Here is an 18,369-nt window from a genome sequence, read left to right as displayed (position 1 = left end):
TGATTTTACGTGTTGCAACTTCAGATTTGACATTCTCCTGTTAAACTTAAAAAAATCATAATTTGAGAAGGGAGAACGTCTAAATATGAAGAAACGACAGCTCAGTATAGCACTTGCAGCATTTTTAACCGCATCCGCAGTTGCCCCGGCAGCAGGCATGCCTGTGTCTGCTGCATCTTCCGGAAATACGGTTTTTATCAATGAAGTCGAGTCTGATGATCCGAATGGAGGGAATGACTGGATTGAGATAGTGAATACAGGAGATCAGGCCGTGGATATCAGTGGCTGGTTTGTCACAGACGACAAGGGTCTGGAACGGCTTACGAGCAATGAGACAAAGCAATTTCCAGATGGAACAGTGCTGGAAGCAGGAGCGGTAATGGTATTGGAGGACAGTATTGATTTTAGTTTTGGGCTTGGGAAAAGCGATACTGTTTCCTTGTACAACGCAAACAGCAGTCTGCAGGATACCTACAGCTATGACGGACATGCTTTGGGAACTTATTCCAGAGTACCAGATGGGACAGGAGAGTTTGTTGATCAGAGTTCTACAAAGGGAGCGGTAAATGTTACCGCACAGGAACCAGGAGAAGGGGAAAACGGCGAATCCGGACAGAATATGACGGCGCTTGTGATAAATGAAATCAATTCCTCTCCGGATGACTGGGTAGAACTGATGAATACAGGAAATGAAACCATTGATCTGTCAGGGTGTGAAATTCGTGATAATTCCGATGACCATCGGTGGAGATTTCCGGAAGGTTCCACGATAGAACCGGGAGCGCTGCTGGTGGTTGATGCTAAAACAATGGGAAGAATTTATAATGACCAGACAGACACGTTTGAAGAAAATACGTTTGAGGCAGCAATCGGAATCGGGTCTGCGGATTCTATCCGGCTTTATGATTCACAAGGAACTCTTCTAGATGAATACTCCTGGACTGAACATGCTTCATATGAAGGAGATGCGGCTCAGGCTTCTTATGGAAGATATCCGGATGGAACAGGAGCATTTGCACTCACAAAAGAGACAAAAGGACAGGCGAATGAATGGTATGCTCCATCTGTTGTAATCAACGAAGTAGAATCGAATGGTGACAGCACAGACTGGGTAGAAATCAAAAATACAGGAGATACTGCGGTAGATATTTCAGGATGGTACCTGTATGATAATGATCCGGTAGGACATGCGTCCGATATTACTCCTGTAGCGGAAGGAACGATCTTAAATCCGGGAGAATACTATGTTTTTGAAGGAAACCGTGACTTTTTATTCGGTTTGGGGAATGAGGACAAGGTATCCATTTATAACAGCGAAGGCGCGGCTGTTGCTGAATACAGCTGGACGACTCATGCAGCGGGAGTATATGCAAGAATTCCGGACGGGACAGGAGAACTGACGGATTTCCAGACTTCCACTAAAGGAGAGGCGAACCTGATCGTGAATCCCGTGGTGCTTAACGAAGTGCAGTCCAATGATCCGGATGGAGGAGCGGACTGGGTGGAACTGGCAAACCCGACACAGGAAGCGTTAGATGTTTCCGGAATTGTTATCAAAGATAATGATGATTCGCATGAGTATGTGATACCGGAAGGGACGACCATTCCGGCAGACGGGTATCTGGTGATTGATGACCTGAATTTCGGACTGGGAAGCGATGATTCTGTCCGTCTGTACGAAGATGGAAATCTGATTGCGAACACTACATGGACCGGGCATACAAGTCCGACCTGGGGACTTTATCCGGATGTAAACGGACAGGAGTACAGGAATACGCAGGAAGCAACTCCTGGAGCAGCGAATAAGTTTGCGGATATTCCGGAAGTAATCGCATGGCCGGGAGCAGAAGAGGTTACCGTATTTGATACAGAATCTACATTTCTGGAAGATTCTTCAGGACTTGACTTTTTTGGAGGACAGTTGTATGCGGTAGATAACGGAACCGGAAAATTCTGGATTCTGGATGTTGCAAAAGACGGCACATTAAGCTTTGCGAATGGATTTGAAGAAGGAAAGAGGATTCGTTTTCAGAAGGATGCATCTGATCCGTCTGCTGCCGGACCGGATGCGGAAGGAATTACAGTAGATGGAGCCGGACTTGTTTATATTGCATCGGAGCGTGATAATAGTCAGAAGGGAATCAATTATAATTCTATTCTGGTGGTAGATCCGGACACAGAAGGATCAGACCTGACAGCAGTCAATGAGTGGGATTTGACGTCTTCTCTGCCGCAGGTATCTGCAAATATGGGAATTGAAGCAGTCGAATGGGTTTCTGATACGGCTGTAACAGGAAAACTGTTTGACCAGAATACAGGGGATGCATTTGACCCGGCAGACTATCCGGATGCGGTCGCTGATGGTGTATTTTTCGTAGCTTTGGAAGATAACGGACATATTTACGCCTATGTATTGAATGAAGATGGTACATCTGTACAGATTGCAGATATTGATTCCAAACTTGGCGGTGCCATGTCACTGGACTATGATACTTACGAAAATGTTCTTTGGGTGATGACGGATGACGGTTACGGTAATAGAGGAGCAAAAATCACTCTGAATGGAACGGAGACACCGGAAATTGTCCATGTACTTCCGCCGTCAGGTGTGGATACCTCCGCAAATAATGAAGGCTTTGCCATTGCGGATGCTTCTTATACTGTAAACGGACAAAGGCCGGTATACCGGTTCCGGGATGGAGTTACATCCGGTGCACTGACAGTTGGTTCGTTGAATTGTGACTACAGTGAGACATCAGGAGATGATGGACAGCAGACTGGAGGAAATCAGCAGACCGGGGATAACCAGCAGACTGGTGGAAACCAGAACAGCGGAGACAAGAATGCCGGAGGAATGGATGCTCAGAATCAAAACTTTGCGGATCAAAATAAGACTGCCGGTTCTGAAAGTGATTCAGGAACAAAGGCACCAAAAACCGGAGACAGCAGCAATATACTTCTCTGGGCCGGAGCAGCCGTAATTTCTCTTGGAGGAATCATCAGCGGCTTCATCATGAAAAAGAGACATTTTATGTAATGCTTTGTTAAAATAGCAGAAAGCTTCCGGGGTGAGTAAAAAAATCAGCTCATTCCGGAAGCTTTATTTCCGCCAGAGATTCAAAAGAAATCACTGTTTCAGTTTCTCCGTCAGAGATGACAAGTTTCTGAAAGACAGAATCAATTCCGGTTACAATTCCTGAAACCTCTTTATAGATTCCAAGAGGTGGCGTGTCAGAATGGTGCATGTCCTCCTGAAAAAAACGAACAGAGAGAGAACTTCCCTTTTCTACCCGAGAAAGGAGCACGGAAATCTGCAGGGACTTCTCTTCTGACAGAAGTTTTTTCGGTACTCGTTTCTTTTTCCACTCTTCCTCGGCGATTTCCTCTTCGTATCCGCGCAGAGCGGCGAAAGGTGAGAAGATCTTTGCGCGGCCGGCAACGGGCATACGGGGATGCCGGTAGGATGGTTCCGGACGGGAAAGATGCAGAATATCCTGATATTTTGCAGTGACGATGCGTCCTTCTGCTGAATTTTTATAGTCTGTCATGGCAACATTTCTCCTTTTTATATGGCGGAAACAGATCAGGCCTTGTGGCCGCCGATCTGCCCGTTGCGCTCCCGCATGGTAGCGCCGTCTAAAAAGCTGGTACCTTTCAGTACCGCATTTTTTCCAAAGCGCTTCCGGATATCCAGCATGGATTCCTGAAGCTTCTTTTCTTTTTCCAGCTTCTTTGTGTCGGTAAACAGATTGAGCTGATATATGCCATCATCTTTTACCACCCGGTTTGCAGTGATTGTAATACGGCGTACCAGAAGACGGGGATCTGTGATCTGCTCAAACAGCTCTGAAGCTGCCTGGATCAGGCTGCCTGCCAGATTGGACGGAGGATCCAGACGGATCGTACCGTGTGCGCCTTTCGGAACTTTCCGGCCGTAGTGATCGATGTGAACTTCTCCGTGATATGAGCCGCTGTCGCAGTTTTCACGGTCATAGCCGATTCCCAGAGTCAGAGAATCCGTCGTCAGATTCTGTTCCAGAAGACGGTAGGAGAGACTTTCTGTCATCTCCTGGACGACGATCCGGGCTTTCTGATGGTCATAAGGGCAGGAGAGCACCTGGCCCTCACTGGTGCTGTTGTCCGAAGGGCGGTATGATTTAATATCCTGCATGGTGCACGGCTCGATCCCCCAGGCATGATCGATGAGGATTTCCGCATCAATACCAAATTCCTTGTAAAGCATATCTTCTTCTGTGAGGCTGGCCCGTGCCAGCTCGCCCATCGTATGAATCCCGTGCTTTTCCAGACGTCTGACGGTACCGGCACCTGTCTGCCAGAAATCGGTAAGCGGCTGATGATCCCAGAGAAGATACCGGAAAGATGCCTCATCAAGCTCGGCAATCCGGACGCCGTCCGGGTCCGGAGGCGTGCGTTTGGCAACGATGTCCATGGCAAGTTTGCAAAGGTACAGATTAGTCCCGAGTCCCGCGGTGGCGGTGATGCCGGTGGCATAAAGGACTTCGCGGATCATTGCTTTGGCAAGGTCATGGGCGGACATCTGATAATGCTCCAGATAGGAGGTCACATCCATAAAGACTTCATCGATGGAATAGACATGAATGTCCTCCGGGGCAATGTATTTCAGATAGATGGAATAAATCTTTGCGGAAAGTTCCATATAGTAGGCCATACGGGGAGGGGCAACCAGATAGGAAACCGTAAGCGTCGGGTCCTGTTTCAAGGCATTTGCGTCAAAGGAAGGCTCTCCAAGAGACGGTCGTCCGTTTTGATTCAGTGCAGTATGACTCTGGATGGCGGCCTGAAGCCGGCGCGTATTGACTTCCTTGACCTTCTGAATGACTTCAAAGAGCCGTGCCCTGCCGGGAATCCCATATGCCTTCAGAGAAGGGGAGACGGCAAGGCAGATCGTCTTTTCCGTGCGGGATTCATCCGCCACTACCAGATTGGTGGTCAGAGGGTCGAGATGACGTGCTGCGCACTCGGCAGATGCATAGTAGGATTTCAGATCAATTGCGAGATAGGTTTTCATCTTGCGTCGCCTTCTTTCCTTTCAGAGTAACAGATTATACAGAAGCACTTCTTTCTACAAACCATCTTCCGACACGGCTTGGAAATAGAGGATCCGTACGTTCAAAAAACAGATGCTTTTCCTGACCGTGAATGACTACGGTATAACAGTCGCCCCGGGATAAAGCGGATGCAGGCCGGCAGTCCCGGACACTTTCGATGGGAAAGGTACGGCCGTCCGCCCAGGTGATGGCTGTCGGCTGCATATAGCCGGTGGCATCAAAAACGGAAGAAACACTGACATAAATGCGCTCTGTGGTATGTGGACCGGGAGCTGGACTGTGCAGGGTCTGATTCATACAAAGCGTCTCCTTTCCTGAAAATAGTGATCAAACAAAACAAACATATGTTCGAATTCTTCTGAGTTCATCATACTATAGAAAAACAGAGAATGTCAAGATGAAGAAACTTCCAGAAAAGAGAATCGTGTTCTGTTTTTCAGAAGAAAACCAATGGTTTCTTTTTTAACCAAAAGTTTAAAAAGCAGTTTATTGCTTTATGCAGCGGCAGATTGATATAATCAAAGCAGAACCGGACAACAGTTAGCGCGTATAAGGGGAAAAGAAAAATGAAAATCAATGAAATCATAAGAACAAGACGAATGGAGAAGCATATGACGCAGGAGCAGATGGCAGGATATCTTGGAGTGACGGCCCCGGCGGTCCACAAGTGGGAGAAAGGAACTTCCTACCCGGACATTACCCTGCTCCCTGCGCTTGCAAGGCTTCTGGACACGGATTTAAATACGCTGCTTTCTTTTAAAGAGGAACTCTCGGATCAGGAGATTGCCATGTTTTTGAATCATTTAAGTGAAGTGAGCGATGCGGATGGAGTGGAAAAGGCCTATGAAGAGGCGATGGAAAAGGTAAGGGAATATCCATCCTGCTATCCGCTGATTCTGAATATCGCGCTGTTTCTGGACGGGGCGGTATTGATGGATGTCAAGGTAAAGGAAGCGGAACAATACCGGGAGGAGTGTGAAGCACTGTACAGGAGAGCACTCGAGAGTACGGATGCCCGGATACAGAATCAGGTGCGGTCCATGCTGATATCCAGGTACCGGGGACGGAAAGAGTATGATAAGGCATGGGAACTGCTGGAAGCTCTGCCGGATGAAAGCCCGGTGGATAAAAAGCAGGTACAGGCAAATCTGATGATTGATTGTGGAAAACTGCAGGAGGCTGCGAAGCTGGAGGAAGAAAAGCTGCTCATGGCCATGACGGAGATTCATTCGGTACTCATGACATTGATGGAAATTGCCATCAAAGAAGAGCGGTTTGAAGACGCGGAGTACATTGCAGATGTATCCAGAGATGCCTCGAAGCTTTTCGACCAGTGGGAGTACACTTCATATGTAGCACATTTTCAGTTATACTCAGCGCAAAAAGACTGGGTGAATACGCTGAAAGTTCTGGTGCCGATGCTGAAGTCAGTAACAAAGCGGTGGGATCTTAAGAAGTCCCCGCTTTAGCAGCATATCCAGACAAAAAAAGTGGAGACTGAGGACAAATCCAGGATGAAGCAGATGTTGTTAAAAATGATCAAGGAAGATGAAGATACCGCATTTTTGCGGGAAAGAGACGAATTTCAGGATGCCGTCAAAGAAATAGAAGACGAAAACGGGGAATCATAAAAAGGCTTACAAAAACCCCGGCCGTCCGGCACGTGTGTACCGGATGACCGGGGTATATTTTTGCATTTTTCCTGTTGTTTATGCCTGCTGGCGTCGTTTCCCGGACCGGATTTTGATCAGATCGTAAATAGATACATAATGAAGTTCATCATTGTAAGCTGCTTCCGCATGGTAGGTGATCGGCAGCAGTCCGTTTGTCTCATTGTGAATCTCCACGCCGCGTTTCAGCCTTTCCAGAAACAGTTCTGTCTTTTCGTGGGAGTTTTCCCGGAAGATGGCGAGGAAAGTACGGCCGCTTTTTCTGCCGATAAAACACAGATCTTCCGCAGAAACCCGGAGAATATCCGCAAATTCCCGGAATACAGCATCTCCCGCCTCGTGCCCGTAAGTACGGTTCAGACGGTGGATATTGTCAAAAGAAATCACCGCGCAGGAAATGTCATCTTCCAGTACTGTTTCAGAAAGCTTTACGAGTTCGTTTTTAAGTGCGGAGGTATTCGGAAGCCGGGTCAGAGCATCTGTCTGGGCCAGCTGGAACAGCCGCTGTTCTTTCTTTTTCTGACGGTTCCAGGAAATCAGATCGAAAGCCAGAAACGCAAGGCATCCGAAAAGCCCGGAAAAGAGAAAGATGGAATATTCCGTGGATAAAAAGTGTTCTGCACGGAGCAGAATACAAAACGCCATAAAAAAGAATACGATGAATATACCCTGTATCCATTTTAAAGCTCTATAAGATTTCATTACCAATCATCTCCTTTGGTGTTCCAATAGCCAGGTATTATAATTAAGTATAGAAAGAAAAAGTAAAAAATATGTGTTTTTTTTTTTTTTTTGAATTTTATGAAAATCGTATCATAGTCTTGTGTCAAGTAAAATTTTAGATACAGGATGTTGATAACTATGTGGAAAGAGTGGATAACTTTGTGGACATGTCTAAAAAGCGTTTGGATAAAGCTTGGAGAATCTGTAGAAAAAAATAGTTGGTTTTCGACACGGGAAAGTGGATAAAGGGTAAAAAAGGAGGATAAAAAACCAGATTGAAGAAAAAGTTATCCACATAATAGGGAAAAGAGGGAATAAAAGAAAATAGAGAGGATATAGTATGGAAAAGCCCGATTTTTAAGAGAAACTGAAGGATAGATACTAATAAACTAGGGAAAGAAAAGAGGAAAAAAAGAAAGTTATCCACAACTTTATCCACATAAGGTGGACAGTTTTGCATGTGGAGAAAAACGGTGTGAATATCGTGGAAAAACAGAATCGGGATGTGTAAAAAGAAAAGTGCACGGAAAAGTGGATTTTTTTCACTTTCTTTCCGAAGATATGGTAAACTATAAGGTACGAAGAAAAACAGGGGAGACATATGATGAAAAGAAAAATGAAAAAAATACTGGCAGGACTGCTCTGTATTGCAGCGGTTACAATGCCCGCATCAGGAGTCAGTGCGGCGGATGCAGAGGAGGAGGCGAAGCAGTCCTATGCGCTTCCGGTTCAGAGTAATGAGATTGAAAACTGGCCGGAAGGTCCTGCAGTCTATGGAAAGTCGGCCATTGTGATCGATGCCGATACAAAGGCGGTACTTTATGCAAAGAATATTGATGATGAGCACTATCCGGCGAGTATTACGAAAGTGATGACAGCACTTCTGGCGGCGGAAAATGGAGATCTGGAGACTGGACGGGTGACGATCTCACAGGAAAGCGTGGATTTCCTCGAACCGGGGGACGCTTATATCGGGATGCGGCCGGGAGAGGAGATATCCCTGACGGATGCGCTGTACGGGGTACTCCTGGCATCGGCAAACGAGGTGTCCTACGCGGTTGCGGAAAATATCGGCAATACACTTTCAGGAACCGGAACGGGATATGAAAAGTTTGTGGCGGCCATGAATGACCGGGCCGGGGAGCTTGGTGCCACCCATACGCATTTTGTCAATCCGCACGGCCTGCAGGATGAAAATCATTATACGTCGGCACATGATATGGCACTGATTTCGTCAGAGCTGTTTTCTCATCCTGAGCTCATGGAAATCATGCAGACATATGAGCATACGATTGGACCTACCAATCTGGAGACAGAGTCCCGGACATTCCAGCAGAGGCATGAGATGCTGGTCAACTGGAACGATCATTATTATGAGTACTGTGTCGGAGGAAAAACAGGATATACTGATGAGGCCGGAAATACGCTGATTACTCTTGCGGACAACGGAAAAATGCACCTTGTCTGCGTGGAGATGGAGACAAGAGGCCAGCACATTTATGATGATACAAGAAGTATTCTGGATTACGCGTTTGAGAATTTCACCCGGCAGGAGGTAGATAGCAGTGTTCTGGAGCAGGCACAGGAAGAAGCACATGCAACTGTCACGGAGACAGAACCGGTTTATGTAAGTCTTCCGGCTGACGCTTCCCAGGAAGACCTGAAGTTTGAGACCGGAGAAGAAAATGGAGAGTCCATGCTGTATCTGACGTATGAAGGACAGACTGTCGGCAAAGCAAAAGCGGATGTCGATGAGAAAGCCGTGGCCCGGAAGGAAAAAGAAGAGCAGGGAACAGCATCGGTTCTGGACATCATCAAAAATGTATTCGAGGGAAGACAGTGGATCGTGATCGCAGCGGCAGCGGCTGTAATCATTGTGGCAGTTGTGATTCTGATTCTGGTATTCCGCAGAAGAAGACGGAGATCGTTCCTGAGGACGGGCAGACGGCAGAAGCGTCTGGAGCGTCAGAGACGGAGAAGAATGAAGAGAGCCGCCAGAAGAAGCAGAAGGCGCGGAAGGAAAAGATGGTAAAAATACTTGACGCATACGAAAACTATCAAGTATAATAAACGAAGTATGGGACAGACCATACATAAATATATCGAAAAAGCGATGACGAAGAGAGTAAGACAGATGTCAAAAGCCTTCAGCGAGCCGGAGATGGTGTGAGCCCGGTGTAAGTAGACCCTGCCTGAAGATCACTTCCGAGCTGCAGACGCTGAACGGGAATCCTACTAAGCGCTGCCGGTATTCTGCCGTTACCAAGAGCGCATATGAACGTATGCAGTAACAGGTGGTACAGCGAAAGATTATACTCTCGTCCTATTACGGACGGGAGTTTTTTTTCTTAGAAAAATTCTAAAAGGAGAGAAGAGCATGTATCAGAAAGTTTCAACCGATTTGAAATTTGTTGACAGAGAAAAAGAAGTAGAAAAATTCTGGGAAGAAAACCATATTTTTGAAAAAAGTATGGAAAACAGAAAAGAAGGCGAGACATACACGTTCTATGACGGACCTCCGACGGCCAACGGAAAACCGCACATCGGACATGTCCTCACCCGTGTTATCAAAGATATGATTCCGAGATATCAGACGATGAAAGGAAAGATGGTTCCGAGAAAAGCAGGATGGGATACCCACGGACTGCCGGTAGAACTTGAAGTGGAGAAACTGCTTGGACTGGATGGAAAAGATCAGATCGAAGAATATGGTCTTGAGCCGTTCATCGGTAAATGTAAAGAGAGTGTATGGAAATATAAAGGTATGTGGGAGGACTTTTCTGCTACAGTTGGTTTCTGGGCGGACATGGAGCATCCGTATGTTACCTATGACAATGATTTTATCGAGTCCGAGTGGTGGGCATTAAAGCAGATCTGGGAGAAAGGACTTCTTTACAAAGGATTTAAGATCGTTCCTTACTGCCCGCGCTGCGGAACACCGCTTTCCGCGCAGGAAGTAGCGCAGGGATACAAGGACGTAAAAGAGCGTTCCGCAATCGTGCGTTTCAAGGTAAAAGATGAAGACGCTTATATTCTTGCATGGACAACAACGCCCTGGACACTGCCGTCCAACGTGGCTCTCTGTGTAAATCCGGACGAGTCCTATGTGAAAGTAAATGCAGCTGACGGACGTGTATATTATATGGCAGAGGCACTTCTTGATCAGGTGCTCGGCGGACTTGCAAAAGAAAAAGGCGAAAAGGCCTATGAAATTGTAGAGCGCTATACAGGAAAAGAGCTGGAAGGCAAAGAATACATTCCACTCTATGAAGGAGCTGCAAAGGCAGCAGAAAAGCAGAATAAGAAAGCATTTTACGTGTTGTGCGACACCTATGTTACACTGACAGACGGAACCGGAGTCGTTCACATTGCACCGGCATTCGGTGAAGACGATGCCAAGGTGGGACGCCGCTATGATATGCCGTTTGTACAGTTTGTAAACGGAAAGGGAGAACTGACGGAGGAGACACCGTTTGCGGGTATCTTCTGTAAAAAAGCAGACCCGATGGTTCTTGAGGATCTGGACAAGAGAGGACTTCTCTTCTCAGCTCCGAAATTTGAGCACAGCTACCCGCACTGCTGGAGATGCGACACTCCGCTGATCTACTACGCAAGAGAATCCTGGTTTATCCGCATGACAGAAGTCAAAGATGACCTGATCCGCAACAATAATACGATCAACTGGATTCCGGAAAGCATCGGTAAAGGACGTTTCGGCGACTGGCTGGAAAACGTTCAGGACTGGGGCATCAGCCGGAACCGTTACTGGGGAACTCCGCTGAATATCTGGGAATGTGAATGTGGACATCAGCATTCCATCGGAAGCATCGAAGAACTGAAATCCATGTCGGACAACTGTCCGGACGATATCGAGCTTCACCGTCCATATATCGATGACGTGACGATCAAATGTCCAAAATGCGGAAAGGAAATGCACCGTGTGCCGGAAGTGATCGACTGCTGGTTTGACAGCGGATCCATGCCGTTTGCGCAGCATCACTATCCGTTTGAGAATAAAGAACTGTTTGAGCAGCAGTTCCCGGCAGATTTCATCTCCGAAGCGGTAGACCAGACAAGAGGATGGTTTTACTCTCTGCTTGCGATTTCCACACTGCTCTTCAACAAGGCGCCGTATAAGAACGTCATTGTTCTTGGACATGTGCAGGATGAAAACGGCCAGAAGATGAGTAAGTCCAAAGGAAACGCAGTTGATCCGTTTGAGGCTCTTGAAACTTACGGAGCCGACGCGATCCGCTGGTACTTCTATGTCAACAGCGCACCGTGGCTTCCAAACCGGTTCCATGGAAAGGCAGTCCAGGAAGGACAGCGTAAATTTATGGGAACACTGTGGAATACGTACGCATTTTTCGTACTGTATGCGAATATTGATGAGTTTGACGCTACAAAATATAAACTGGAATATGAAAAACTGTCCGTCATGGACAAATGGCTTCTTTCCAAACTCAATACGCTTGTAAAGACGGTAGATGACAATCTTGCCAATTACCGGATTCCGGAGACTGCAAGAGCACTGCAGGAATTCGTAGATGATATGAGTAACTGGTATGTCAGAAGATGCCGCGAGCGTTTCTGGGCAAAAGGAATGGAACAGGATAAGATCAATGCGTATATGACGCTGTATACAGCGCTTGTGACAGTATCAAAAGCGGCGGCTCCGATGATTCCGTTCATGACAGAAGAGATCTATCAGAATCTCGTAAGAAGTCTTGATCAAAGTGCGCCGGAAAGCATTCATCTGTGCGACTTCCCGGAGGTAAATGAGGCGTACATCGACGCGGAACTGGAGCGCTACATGGACGAAGTTCTGAAGATCGTTGTAATGGGCCGTGCATGCAGAAATGCGGCTAATATCAAGAACCGTCAGCCTATCGGCAAGATGTTTGTCAAAGGTGTGGAGGAACTTCCGGAATATTACAGAGAGATCATTACAGAAGAGCTCAATGTAAAAGAAATGGAGCAGACAGAGGATGTCCGGGCATTTACAACCTACACATTCAAACCACAGTTAAAGACAGTCGGACCAAAATACGGAAAGCTGCTTGGCGGTATTAAGAAAGAGCTCGAGACTCTGGACGGCAATCAGGCAATGGATGATCTTGAGAGCAATGCCGAACTGAAATTCACAGTTGATGGAAATGAAGTAGTTCTTACAAAAGAGGATCTGCTCATTGACATGACACAGACAGAAGGATATGTATCTGAAAGCGATTATGGAATTACAGTTGTTCTGGATACCAATCTGACACCGGAACTTCTGGAAGAAGGATTTGTGCGTGAAATCATCAGTAAGATCCAGACGATGAGAAAAGAAGCCGGTTTTGAAGTGACAGACAAGATCCATGTAACATATACTGGAAGTGAGAAAGCAGAAACTGTTTTCGCAGAGAACCGACAGGAAATTTCAGAAGATGTTCTTGCTGTATCCATGGAAAAAACAGAGCCGGCAGGCTATGTAAAAGAGTGGAAAATTAACGGCGAGGCTGTTACGATTGGAGTGGCAAAAGAAAACTAATCATTAGACATTCAAAATGTTCAGGAAGGAAAAGGAAGATGTACAGTAAAAGATTTGAGAAAGAAGCTTTTAAAGAGGAAGTAAAGAATAATATTAAAAACCTTTATAGAAAAACAATCGAAGAAGCAACCGGACGGCAGATCTTTCAGGCAGTTTCCCTTGCCGTAAAAGAGACGATCATTGATTACTGGCTTGCGACGCAGGCAGAAATGGAAAAAGAAGATCCAAAGACAGTATATTACATGTCCATGGAGTTCCTGATGGGAAGGGCTCTGGGCAACAACCTGATCAATATGACTGCTTATAAAGAAGTCAAAGAAGCGCTGGATGAGATGGGAATCGATCTGAATGCGGTAGAGGATGAGGAACCGGATCCGGCTCTTGGAAATGGTGGTCTCGGAAGACTTGCAGCCTGCTTTCTTGATTCCCTTGCGACACTGGGGTATCCGGCCTACGGCTGCGGAATCCGTTACCGTTACGGCATGTTCAAGCAGAAAATCGAGAACGGATATCAGGTGGAAGTACCGGACAACTGGCTCAAGGACGGCAACCCGTTTGAGATTCGCCGTGATGAGTACGCAAAAGAAGTCCGTTTCGGAGGAGATGTACGAATCGAATACGACCCTGTGACGAAACGGAACAATTTCATTCAGGAAAACTACAGCTCTGTTCTTGCTGTACCGTATGATATGCCGATTATCGGATACGGAAATCATGTAGTCAATACACTGAGAATCTGGGATGCGGAAGCAATTACGGACTTCCATCTGGACGCGTTTAACCGCGGTGATTACAGACATGCGGTGGAACAGGAAAATCTGGCAAAGATGATTGTAGATGTGCTTTATCCTTGTGATGACCACTATGCAGGAAAAGAATTACGTCTGAAACAGCAGTATTTCTTCATTTCTGCCAGCCTTCAGGCGCTGCTGGTACGGTATAAGAAGAAGCATGACGATGTCCGTAAACTTCATGAGAAAGTAACCATTCAGATGAATGATACCCATCCGACACTGGCGGTTGCAGAACTGATGCATCTCCTGATTGACCAGGAAGGACTGGAGTGGGATGAAGCATGGGATGTGACGACAAAGACAGTTGCCTATACGAATCATACAATTATGGCGGAGGCCCTGGAAAAATGGCCGGTTGATCTGTTCTCCAGACTCCTTCCGCGTATTTATCAGATTATTCAGGAAATCGACCGCAGATTTATTGAACAGGTTCGCTCCAGATATCCGGGGGATGAAGGAAGAGTTGCCAGAATGGCTATCATCCGCGATGGTCAGGTGAAAATGGCACATCTTGCCATTGTAGCGGGATATTCTGTAAACGGTGTGGCAAGACTTCACACAGAGATTCTCAAACATGAGGAGCTGAAAGATTTCTACGACATGATGCCGGAGAAATTCAATAATAAAACAAACGGAATTACCCAGAGAAGATTCCTCATGCATGGAAATCCGCTCCTTGCAGACTGGGTGACAAAGCGCATCGGAGATGGGTGGATTACCGACTTGTCTCAGATGAGCAGGCTGAAAAAATATGTGGATGATCCAAAAGCGCTTGCGGAATTCCGTGAGATTAAATACCAGAACAAGCTGCGCCTGGCAGAATATATTAAGAAATATAATGGAATTGAAGTGGATCCGAGATCGATTTTTGATGTGCAGGTAAAACGTCTCCATGAATACAAACGTCAGTTTTTGAATATTCTTCATGTGATGTACCTGTACAATCAGATCAAAGATCACCCGGAGATGTACTTCTATCCGAGAACTTTTATCTTTGGTGCGAAGGCGGCAGCAGGATATGTCCGTGCCAAGGAGACAATCAAGCTGATCAATTCTGTTGCGGATGTCATCAACAATGACAAGAGCATCAACGGAAAGATCAAAGTGGTATTTATCGAAGATTATCGTGTATCCAATGCAGAGATCATCTTTGCGGCAGCAGATGTCAGCGAACAGATTTCCACAGCATCCAAAGAGGCATCCGGTACCGGAAACATGAAATTTATGCTTAATGGTGCTCCGACTCTTGGAACCATGGATGGTGCCAATGTAGAGATCGTTGAAGAAGTTGGAATTGAAAATGCATTTATCTTCGGACTTTCATCCGATGAGGTTATCAACTTTGAGAACAACGGCGGATACAATCCGGCAGATATTTACTTTAATGACTGGGACATCAAACGAGTCGTTGATCAGCTGATCGACGGAACGTACTCCAATGGAGACAGGGAGATGTACAGAGATCTCTACGATTCACTTGTCAACACACACGGTCAGGAACGTGCGGACAGATACTTCATTCTGAAAGACTTCCGTTCTTATGCAGACGCACAGAAACGTGTGGAAGAAGCATATAAAGACAGAGAAGGATGGGCTAAGAAAGCGCTCATGAATGTTGCATGCTGCGGCAAATTCTCTTCTGACAGAACGATTCAGGAATACGTAGATGACATCTGGCATCTGGACCACATTAAGGTTGATGCATAATTTGCCTGCAAAAAGGACAGGAATAAGAATAAAAATCCTCTCATACGTTGTATGGGAGGGTTTTTTATGCTTCGGAAATGGAAAAAATATGGCTGTATTTTGTTTCTTCTGATTGCGCTGCCATATGTAATCACGATTTTTATCAACGGGCCGATGCGCCTGACGCCTCCACGGCAGGAGGAAACAGAAGTAATGGTGCAAAGCGGGGAAGATGACAGGTTTTTGACCATGTCTCTGGACGCGTATGGAATGGGCATGCTGGCAAAAGAGATCTCGATGGAGATGGATATAGAGACGATCAAAGCGCAGGCGGTCATTGTGCGGACCGGGATCTACAAAAAGATGACAGAGCAAAAAGAAGGAGAAGAACTTGTTTTTACCGATCATTTTTATACAGTGGACGAAATGGAAAAAGAGTGGAAGAGCCATATGCAGGAATATTATGAGAAGCTTTCAAAAGCGTGGAATGAGACGAAAGAAAGAATTCTTGTTTATGAGGATCATCCGGCATACACACCGTACTGCCGTCTGACAAATGGAAAGACAAGAGATGCGAAAGAAGCACTCGGAACGGATCAGTATCCGTACCTGAAAAGTGTAGACTGTGCGGAAGACAAGGATGCGGAGGATGCGTTTCAGTCAAAAGAAATCGATGGAACCGGGTATGAAATCACAAAGCAGGACAGCGCCGGATATGTGCTGGAGATCAGGCAGGGAGAAGAGACAATGGATGGAGATACGTTCCGGGACCGGTGGGAGCTTGCTTCATCCTGCTATACATTGAAAGAAGAAAATAAAAAAACGATCGTCATCACTCAGGGTATCGGCCATGGACTTGGAATGAGCCAGAATATGGCCGAATCCATGGCGAAAGAGGGAAAAGACTACAAAGAGATTCTGAATTATTTTTTTGAAGGAACTGTCTTAAAAGAAGTTGCGGAAATTTTGAAAGACACAGAATAAGCTTCCTGGTTTCTGGCAAAGATAATGCCAGAGGTGATGAAGATGAACAACAATAAGCGCGCTCCTAAAAAACGTCGGGGAGCAAAAATCGGGCTGGCAGTCTGCATGGCGGCAGCAGTAGTTCTGACGGGTGTCTATACATTTCAGCAATACAAAAGCAATGTTAAAAATGAGATGGCAAAGATTGAGGAGGAAAGCCGTCAGGAGCTGGAAGAATACCAGAGCGCAGATGCGGGGGATGTAATCAATGATTCTACAGACGATGTGACAGAAGAAGGAGTCTCTGATTTTTCCGGCAGCGGTATTTCTGAAGAGGCAGAGGATCCTGCATCCTCCGGCACAGATGCGGCAGATAACGGTACAGCGTCCGGCGGCCTGTCGTCTCAGAACAACGGTACAGCAACCGATCAGAGTTCGGATGTCACAGTTCCGGATACTGCTTCTATTGACTCTGCAGAAACGGCAGGGGGCGGAAGTGGGATCAATTTCAGTGAAGAGGACAAGCTGATCTGGCCGGTCAGCGGAGCAGTGCTGATGAACTACAGTATGAATAAGACTGTATACTTCGCAACACTGGAAGAATATAAATACAATCCGGCTTTGATTATTGGAGGTGCAGTCAATGATCAGGTTATTTCCGCAGGAAAAGGAATTGTCAAATCCATCGACAAGACTCCGCAGGAAGGAACGACGGTTACAGTAGACATGGGAAACGGATATGAGGCGATCTACGGACAGCTCCAGAACGTTCAGGTAAAGACGGGAGACAGTGTGGAAGCCAAAACCGTACTTGGTTATCTGGCAGAACCGACCAGATATTACAGCGTAGAAGGCTGCAATCTTTACTTCGAATTCCGTAAAGACGGACAGCCGGTTGATCCGTTACAGTATTTAAGTGAATAGCATCCAGGGGCGGCTCTGACAGAGAGAGTGCCCCCTGGATTTTTCAGTGTTGTACCCCCCTGTTTTATAATCTTTTACGGACTTCTATCTTTTCTGCCACAGGGGTGTGACTTTTAAATCTGATGTGAAAGAATCCAGCGAAGCAATTCCTGTGCTTCTATCTCTCCAGCAGCAAGCCGGAGGATCACATCGGAAAGCTCTGTCTGAGAATGCTGTAATTCTACGCCATTGAGCGCCAAAAACACTAGCATGGCGTGTGCGCCGATTCGCTTGTTTCCATCCACAAAAGGATGATTTTTAACAAGGCCAAAGCAAAGTCTGGCTGCCTTTTGCTGGAGAGAAGGATACACATCCTCTTCTCCGAAGGTCTGGAACGGAGCATTCAACGCAGAGTCCAGCAACCCTTCATCCAGCAGCCCGGACGAACCGCCGGTTTCGGTAATCAGCTGGTCATGGATAAGAAGTATTTGTGATTTGGATAGCCGTATCATTTGGCAAGCACCTCATAAGCCTGACGATTCTTTTCAATCAAGCGCTGGGAAATGGACATGACATCCTCATCAGCAGCAAGCTGCTCCTGTTCAGCTGACGAAAACTCCATAACCAGATAACGGGGAACATTGTTTTTCAGGATGACTACTGCGCCGCTCTCATCTACAAGGCGGGCTACTTTAGAGAAATTCTGGTTTGCCTCTGTAATGGAGACCAGATTGTTTGTATTGATATTCATAGGGAAACCTCCTTTGCTTTCGTTACTTTTATTATATCCAAAAATAGGAGAAATTCAACCTATTCCCTGTGAATTTTTGTAGCTAAGGGGAGGTCAGAATCTCTACAATCTTCTCCCGTGGGAACTCTGAAGTTAGTGTATAATTATTATTGGCAAAAATAGGAATTTTTCCTAAATAAAAAGGGAAGCAGAGAAAATCCCTACTTCCCAATCATACAGTTTTTCTTTATGATGTTAGTTGCAAAATAAAACACGT

Annotated in this window: 14 protein-coding genes; 8 read left to right on the top strand and 6 right to left on the bottom strand. The window is 46.2% G+C overall.

All coding sequences use genetic code 11. The annotated features are described in order from the left end of the window. Positions 1–85: 85 nt before the first annotated feature. Positions 86–3,037, top strand: a complete 2,952-nt coding sequence (locus Selli1_RS15990) for a lamin tail domain-containing protein (protein WP_281873896.1) — start codon at positions 86–88, stop codon at positions 3,035–3,037. A gap of 49 nt (positions 3,038–3,086) precedes the next feature. Here the strand turns inward: Selli1_RS15990 and Selli1_RS15985 are convergent, their stop codons facing one another. The 3 genes from Selli1_RS15985 to Selli1_RS15975 are packed head-to-tail and all read right to left on the bottom strand — an operon-like array spanning position 3,087 to position 5,387. Continuing rightward, positions 3,087–3,548, bottom strand: coding sequence for a YolD-like family protein (locus Selli1_RS15985; RefSeq protein ID WP_204864475.1), 462 nt, complete (start codon positions 3,546–3,548; stop codon positions 3,087–3,089). 35 nt (positions 3,549–3,583) lie between these two features. Beyond that, positions 3,584–5,050: a Y-family DNA polymerase gene (locus Selli1_RS15980; RefSeq protein ID WP_204864476.1), complete on the bottom strand. Its 1,467-nt coding sequence runs from the start codon at positions 5,048–5,050 to the stop codon at positions 3,584–3,586. Between the two features lie 34 nt (positions 5,051–5,084). Then, positions 5,085–5,387, bottom strand: a complete 303-nt coding sequence (locus Selli1_RS15975; protein ID WP_118636208.1) for a hypothetical protein — start codon at positions 5,385–5,387, stop codon at positions 5,085–5,087. Between the two features lie 269 nt (positions 5,388–5,656). On the opposite strand from Selli1_RS15975, the gene Selli1_RS15970 reads away from it, so the two are divergent. Then, entirely contained in the window at positions 5,657–6,559 is a 903-nt protein-coding gene (locus tag Selli1_RS15970) for a helix-turn-helix domain-containing protein (RefSeq protein WP_281873892.1), read from the top strand. 240 nt (positions 6,560–6,799) lie between these two features. Here Selli1_RS15970 and Selli1_RS15965 read toward each other — a convergent pair whose 3' ends face one another. Then, a complete protein-coding gene (locus Selli1_RS15965; protein ID WP_087251898.1) occupies positions 6,800–7,462 on the bottom strand; it encodes a GGDEF domain-containing protein in 663 nt (220 codons plus the stop codon). A 622-nt stretch (positions 7,463–8,084) separates the two neighbouring features. On the opposite strand from Selli1_RS15965, the gene Selli1_RS15960 reads away from it, so the two are divergent. The 6 genes from Selli1_RS15960 (at position 8,085) to Selli1_RS15935 (ending at position 17,383) form a co-directional block, all read left to right on the top strand. Then, positions 8,085–9,515 carry a D-alanyl-D-alanine carboxypeptidase family protein gene (locus Selli1_RS15960; RefSeq protein ID WP_281873890.1) on the top strand — a complete coding sequence of 477 codons (1,431 nt, stop codon included), beginning with the start codon at positions 8,085–8,087 and terminating at the stop codon, positions 9,513–9,515. 6 nt (positions 9,516–9,521) lie between these two features. Then, positions 9,522–9,653 (top strand): hypothetical protein, encoded by a 132-nt coding sequence (locus Selli1_RS15955; protein ID WP_255396377.1) that lies wholly within the window; start codon positions 9,522–9,524, stop codon positions 9,651–9,653. Positions 9,654–9,860: 207 nt separating this feature from the next. After that, positions 9,861–13,016, top strand: a complete 3,156-nt coding sequence (gene ileS / locus Selli1_RS15950) for an isoleucine--tRNA ligase (RefSeq protein ID WP_281873888.1) — start codon at positions 9,861–9,863, stop codon at positions 13,014–13,016. A gap of 38 nt (positions 13,017–13,054) precedes the next feature. Continuing rightward, complete coding sequence (locus Selli1_RS15945) at positions 13,055–15,517, top strand: glycogen/starch/alpha-glucan phosphorylase (protein WP_087166537.1); 2,463 nt, start codon at positions 13,055–13,057, stop codon at positions 15,515–15,517. A gap of 66 nt (positions 15,518–15,583) precedes the next feature. Continuing rightward, the gene (locus tag Selli1_RS15940; protein WP_281845523.1) at positions 15,584–16,480 is read left to right on the top strand and encodes a SpoIID/LytB domain-containing protein; all 897 of its coding nucleotides are present in this window, start codon (positions 15,584–15,586) and stop codon (positions 16,478–16,480) included. 42 nt (positions 16,481–16,522) lie between these two features. Next, the gene (locus Selli1_RS15935) at positions 16,523–17,383 is read left to right on the top strand and encodes a murein hydrolase activator EnvC family protein (RefSeq protein WP_191437038.1); all 861 of its coding nucleotides are present in this window, start codon (positions 16,523–16,525) and stop codon (positions 17,381–17,383) included. A gap of 113 nt (positions 17,384–17,496) precedes the next feature. Here the strand turns inward: Selli1_RS15935 and Selli1_RS15930 are convergent, their stop codons facing one another. Together Selli1_RS15930 and Selli1_RS15925 are read right to left on the bottom strand one after the other, a co-directional pair. Then, entirely contained in the window at positions 17,497–17,874 is a 378-nt protein-coding gene (locus Selli1_RS15930; RefSeq protein WP_191437037.1) for a type II toxin-antitoxin system death-on-curing family toxin, read from the bottom strand. After that, positions 17,871–18,113, bottom strand: a complete 243-nt coding sequence (locus Selli1_RS15925; protein WP_191437036.1) for a type II toxin-antitoxin system Phd/YefM family antitoxin — start codon at positions 18,111–18,113, stop codon at positions 17,871–17,873. The genes Selli1_RS15930 and Selli1_RS15925 overlap by 4 nt, the downstream gene beginning before the upstream one ends. Positions 18,114–18,369: the final 256 nt, after the last annotated feature.

The organism is Sellimonas catena (assembly GCF_027924685.1).
In the GTDB taxonomy this organism is placed as follows: Bacteria; Bacillota; Clostridia; order Lachnospirales; family Lachnospiraceae; genus Sellimonas; species Sellimonas catena.
Note: the sequence above shows the minus strand (reverse complement) of the source record. Positions and strands in the feature narration are given on the sequence as shown.

Bases quoted from the DNA above. Each gene is read 5' to 3' on its own strand.
- Selli1_RS15945 (WP_087166537.1), top strand. From the start codon at position 13,055: ATGTACAGTAAAAGATTTGAGAAAGAAGCTTTTAAAGAGGAAGTAAAG.
- Selli1_RS15960 (WP_281873890.1), top strand. From the start codon at position 8,085: ATGATGAAAAGAAAAATGAAAAAAATACTGGCAGGACTGCTCTGTATT.
- Selli1_RS15940 (WP_281845523.1), top strand. From the start codon at position 15,584: ATGCTTCGGAAATGGAAAAAATATGGCTGTATTTTGTTTCTTCTGATT.
- Selli1_RS15925 (WP_191437036.1), bottom strand. From the start codon at position 18,113: ATGAATATCAATACAAACAATCTGGTCTCCATTACAGAGGCAAACCAG.
- Selli1_RS15980 (WP_204864476.1), bottom strand. From the start codon at position 5,050: ATGAAAACCTATCTCGCAATTGATCTGAAATCCTACTATGCATCTGCC.
- Selli1_RS15970 (WP_281873892.1), top strand. From the start codon at position 5,657: ATGAAAATCAATGAAATCATAAGAACAAGACGAATGGAGAAGCATATG.
- Selli1_RS15930 (WP_191437037.1), bottom strand. From the start codon at position 17,874: ATGATACGGCTATCCAAATCACAAATACTTCTTATCCATGACCAGCTG.
- ileS (WP_281873888.1), top strand. From the start codon at position 9,861: ATGTATCAGAAAGTTTCAACCGATTTGAAATTTGTTGACAGAGAAAAA.
- Selli1_RS15990 (WP_281873896.1), top strand. From the start codon at position 86: ATGAAGAAACGACAGCTCAGTATAGCACTTGCAGCATTTTTAACCGCA.
- Selli1_RS15985 (WP_204864475.1), bottom strand. From the start codon at position 3,548: ATGACAGACTATAAAAATTCAGCAGAAGGACGCATCGTCACTGCAAAA.
- Selli1_RS15965 (WP_087251898.1), bottom strand. From the start codon at position 7,462: ATGAAATCTTATAGAGCTTTAAAATGGATACAGGGTATATTCATCGTA.
- Selli1_RS15975 (WP_118636208.1), bottom strand. From the start codon at position 5,387: ATGAATCAGACCCTGCACAGTCCAGCTCCCGGTCCACATACCACAGAG.
- Selli1_RS15935 (WP_191437038.1), top strand. From the start codon at position 16,523: ATGAACAACAATAAGCGCGCTCCTAAAAAACGTCGGGGAGCAAAAATC.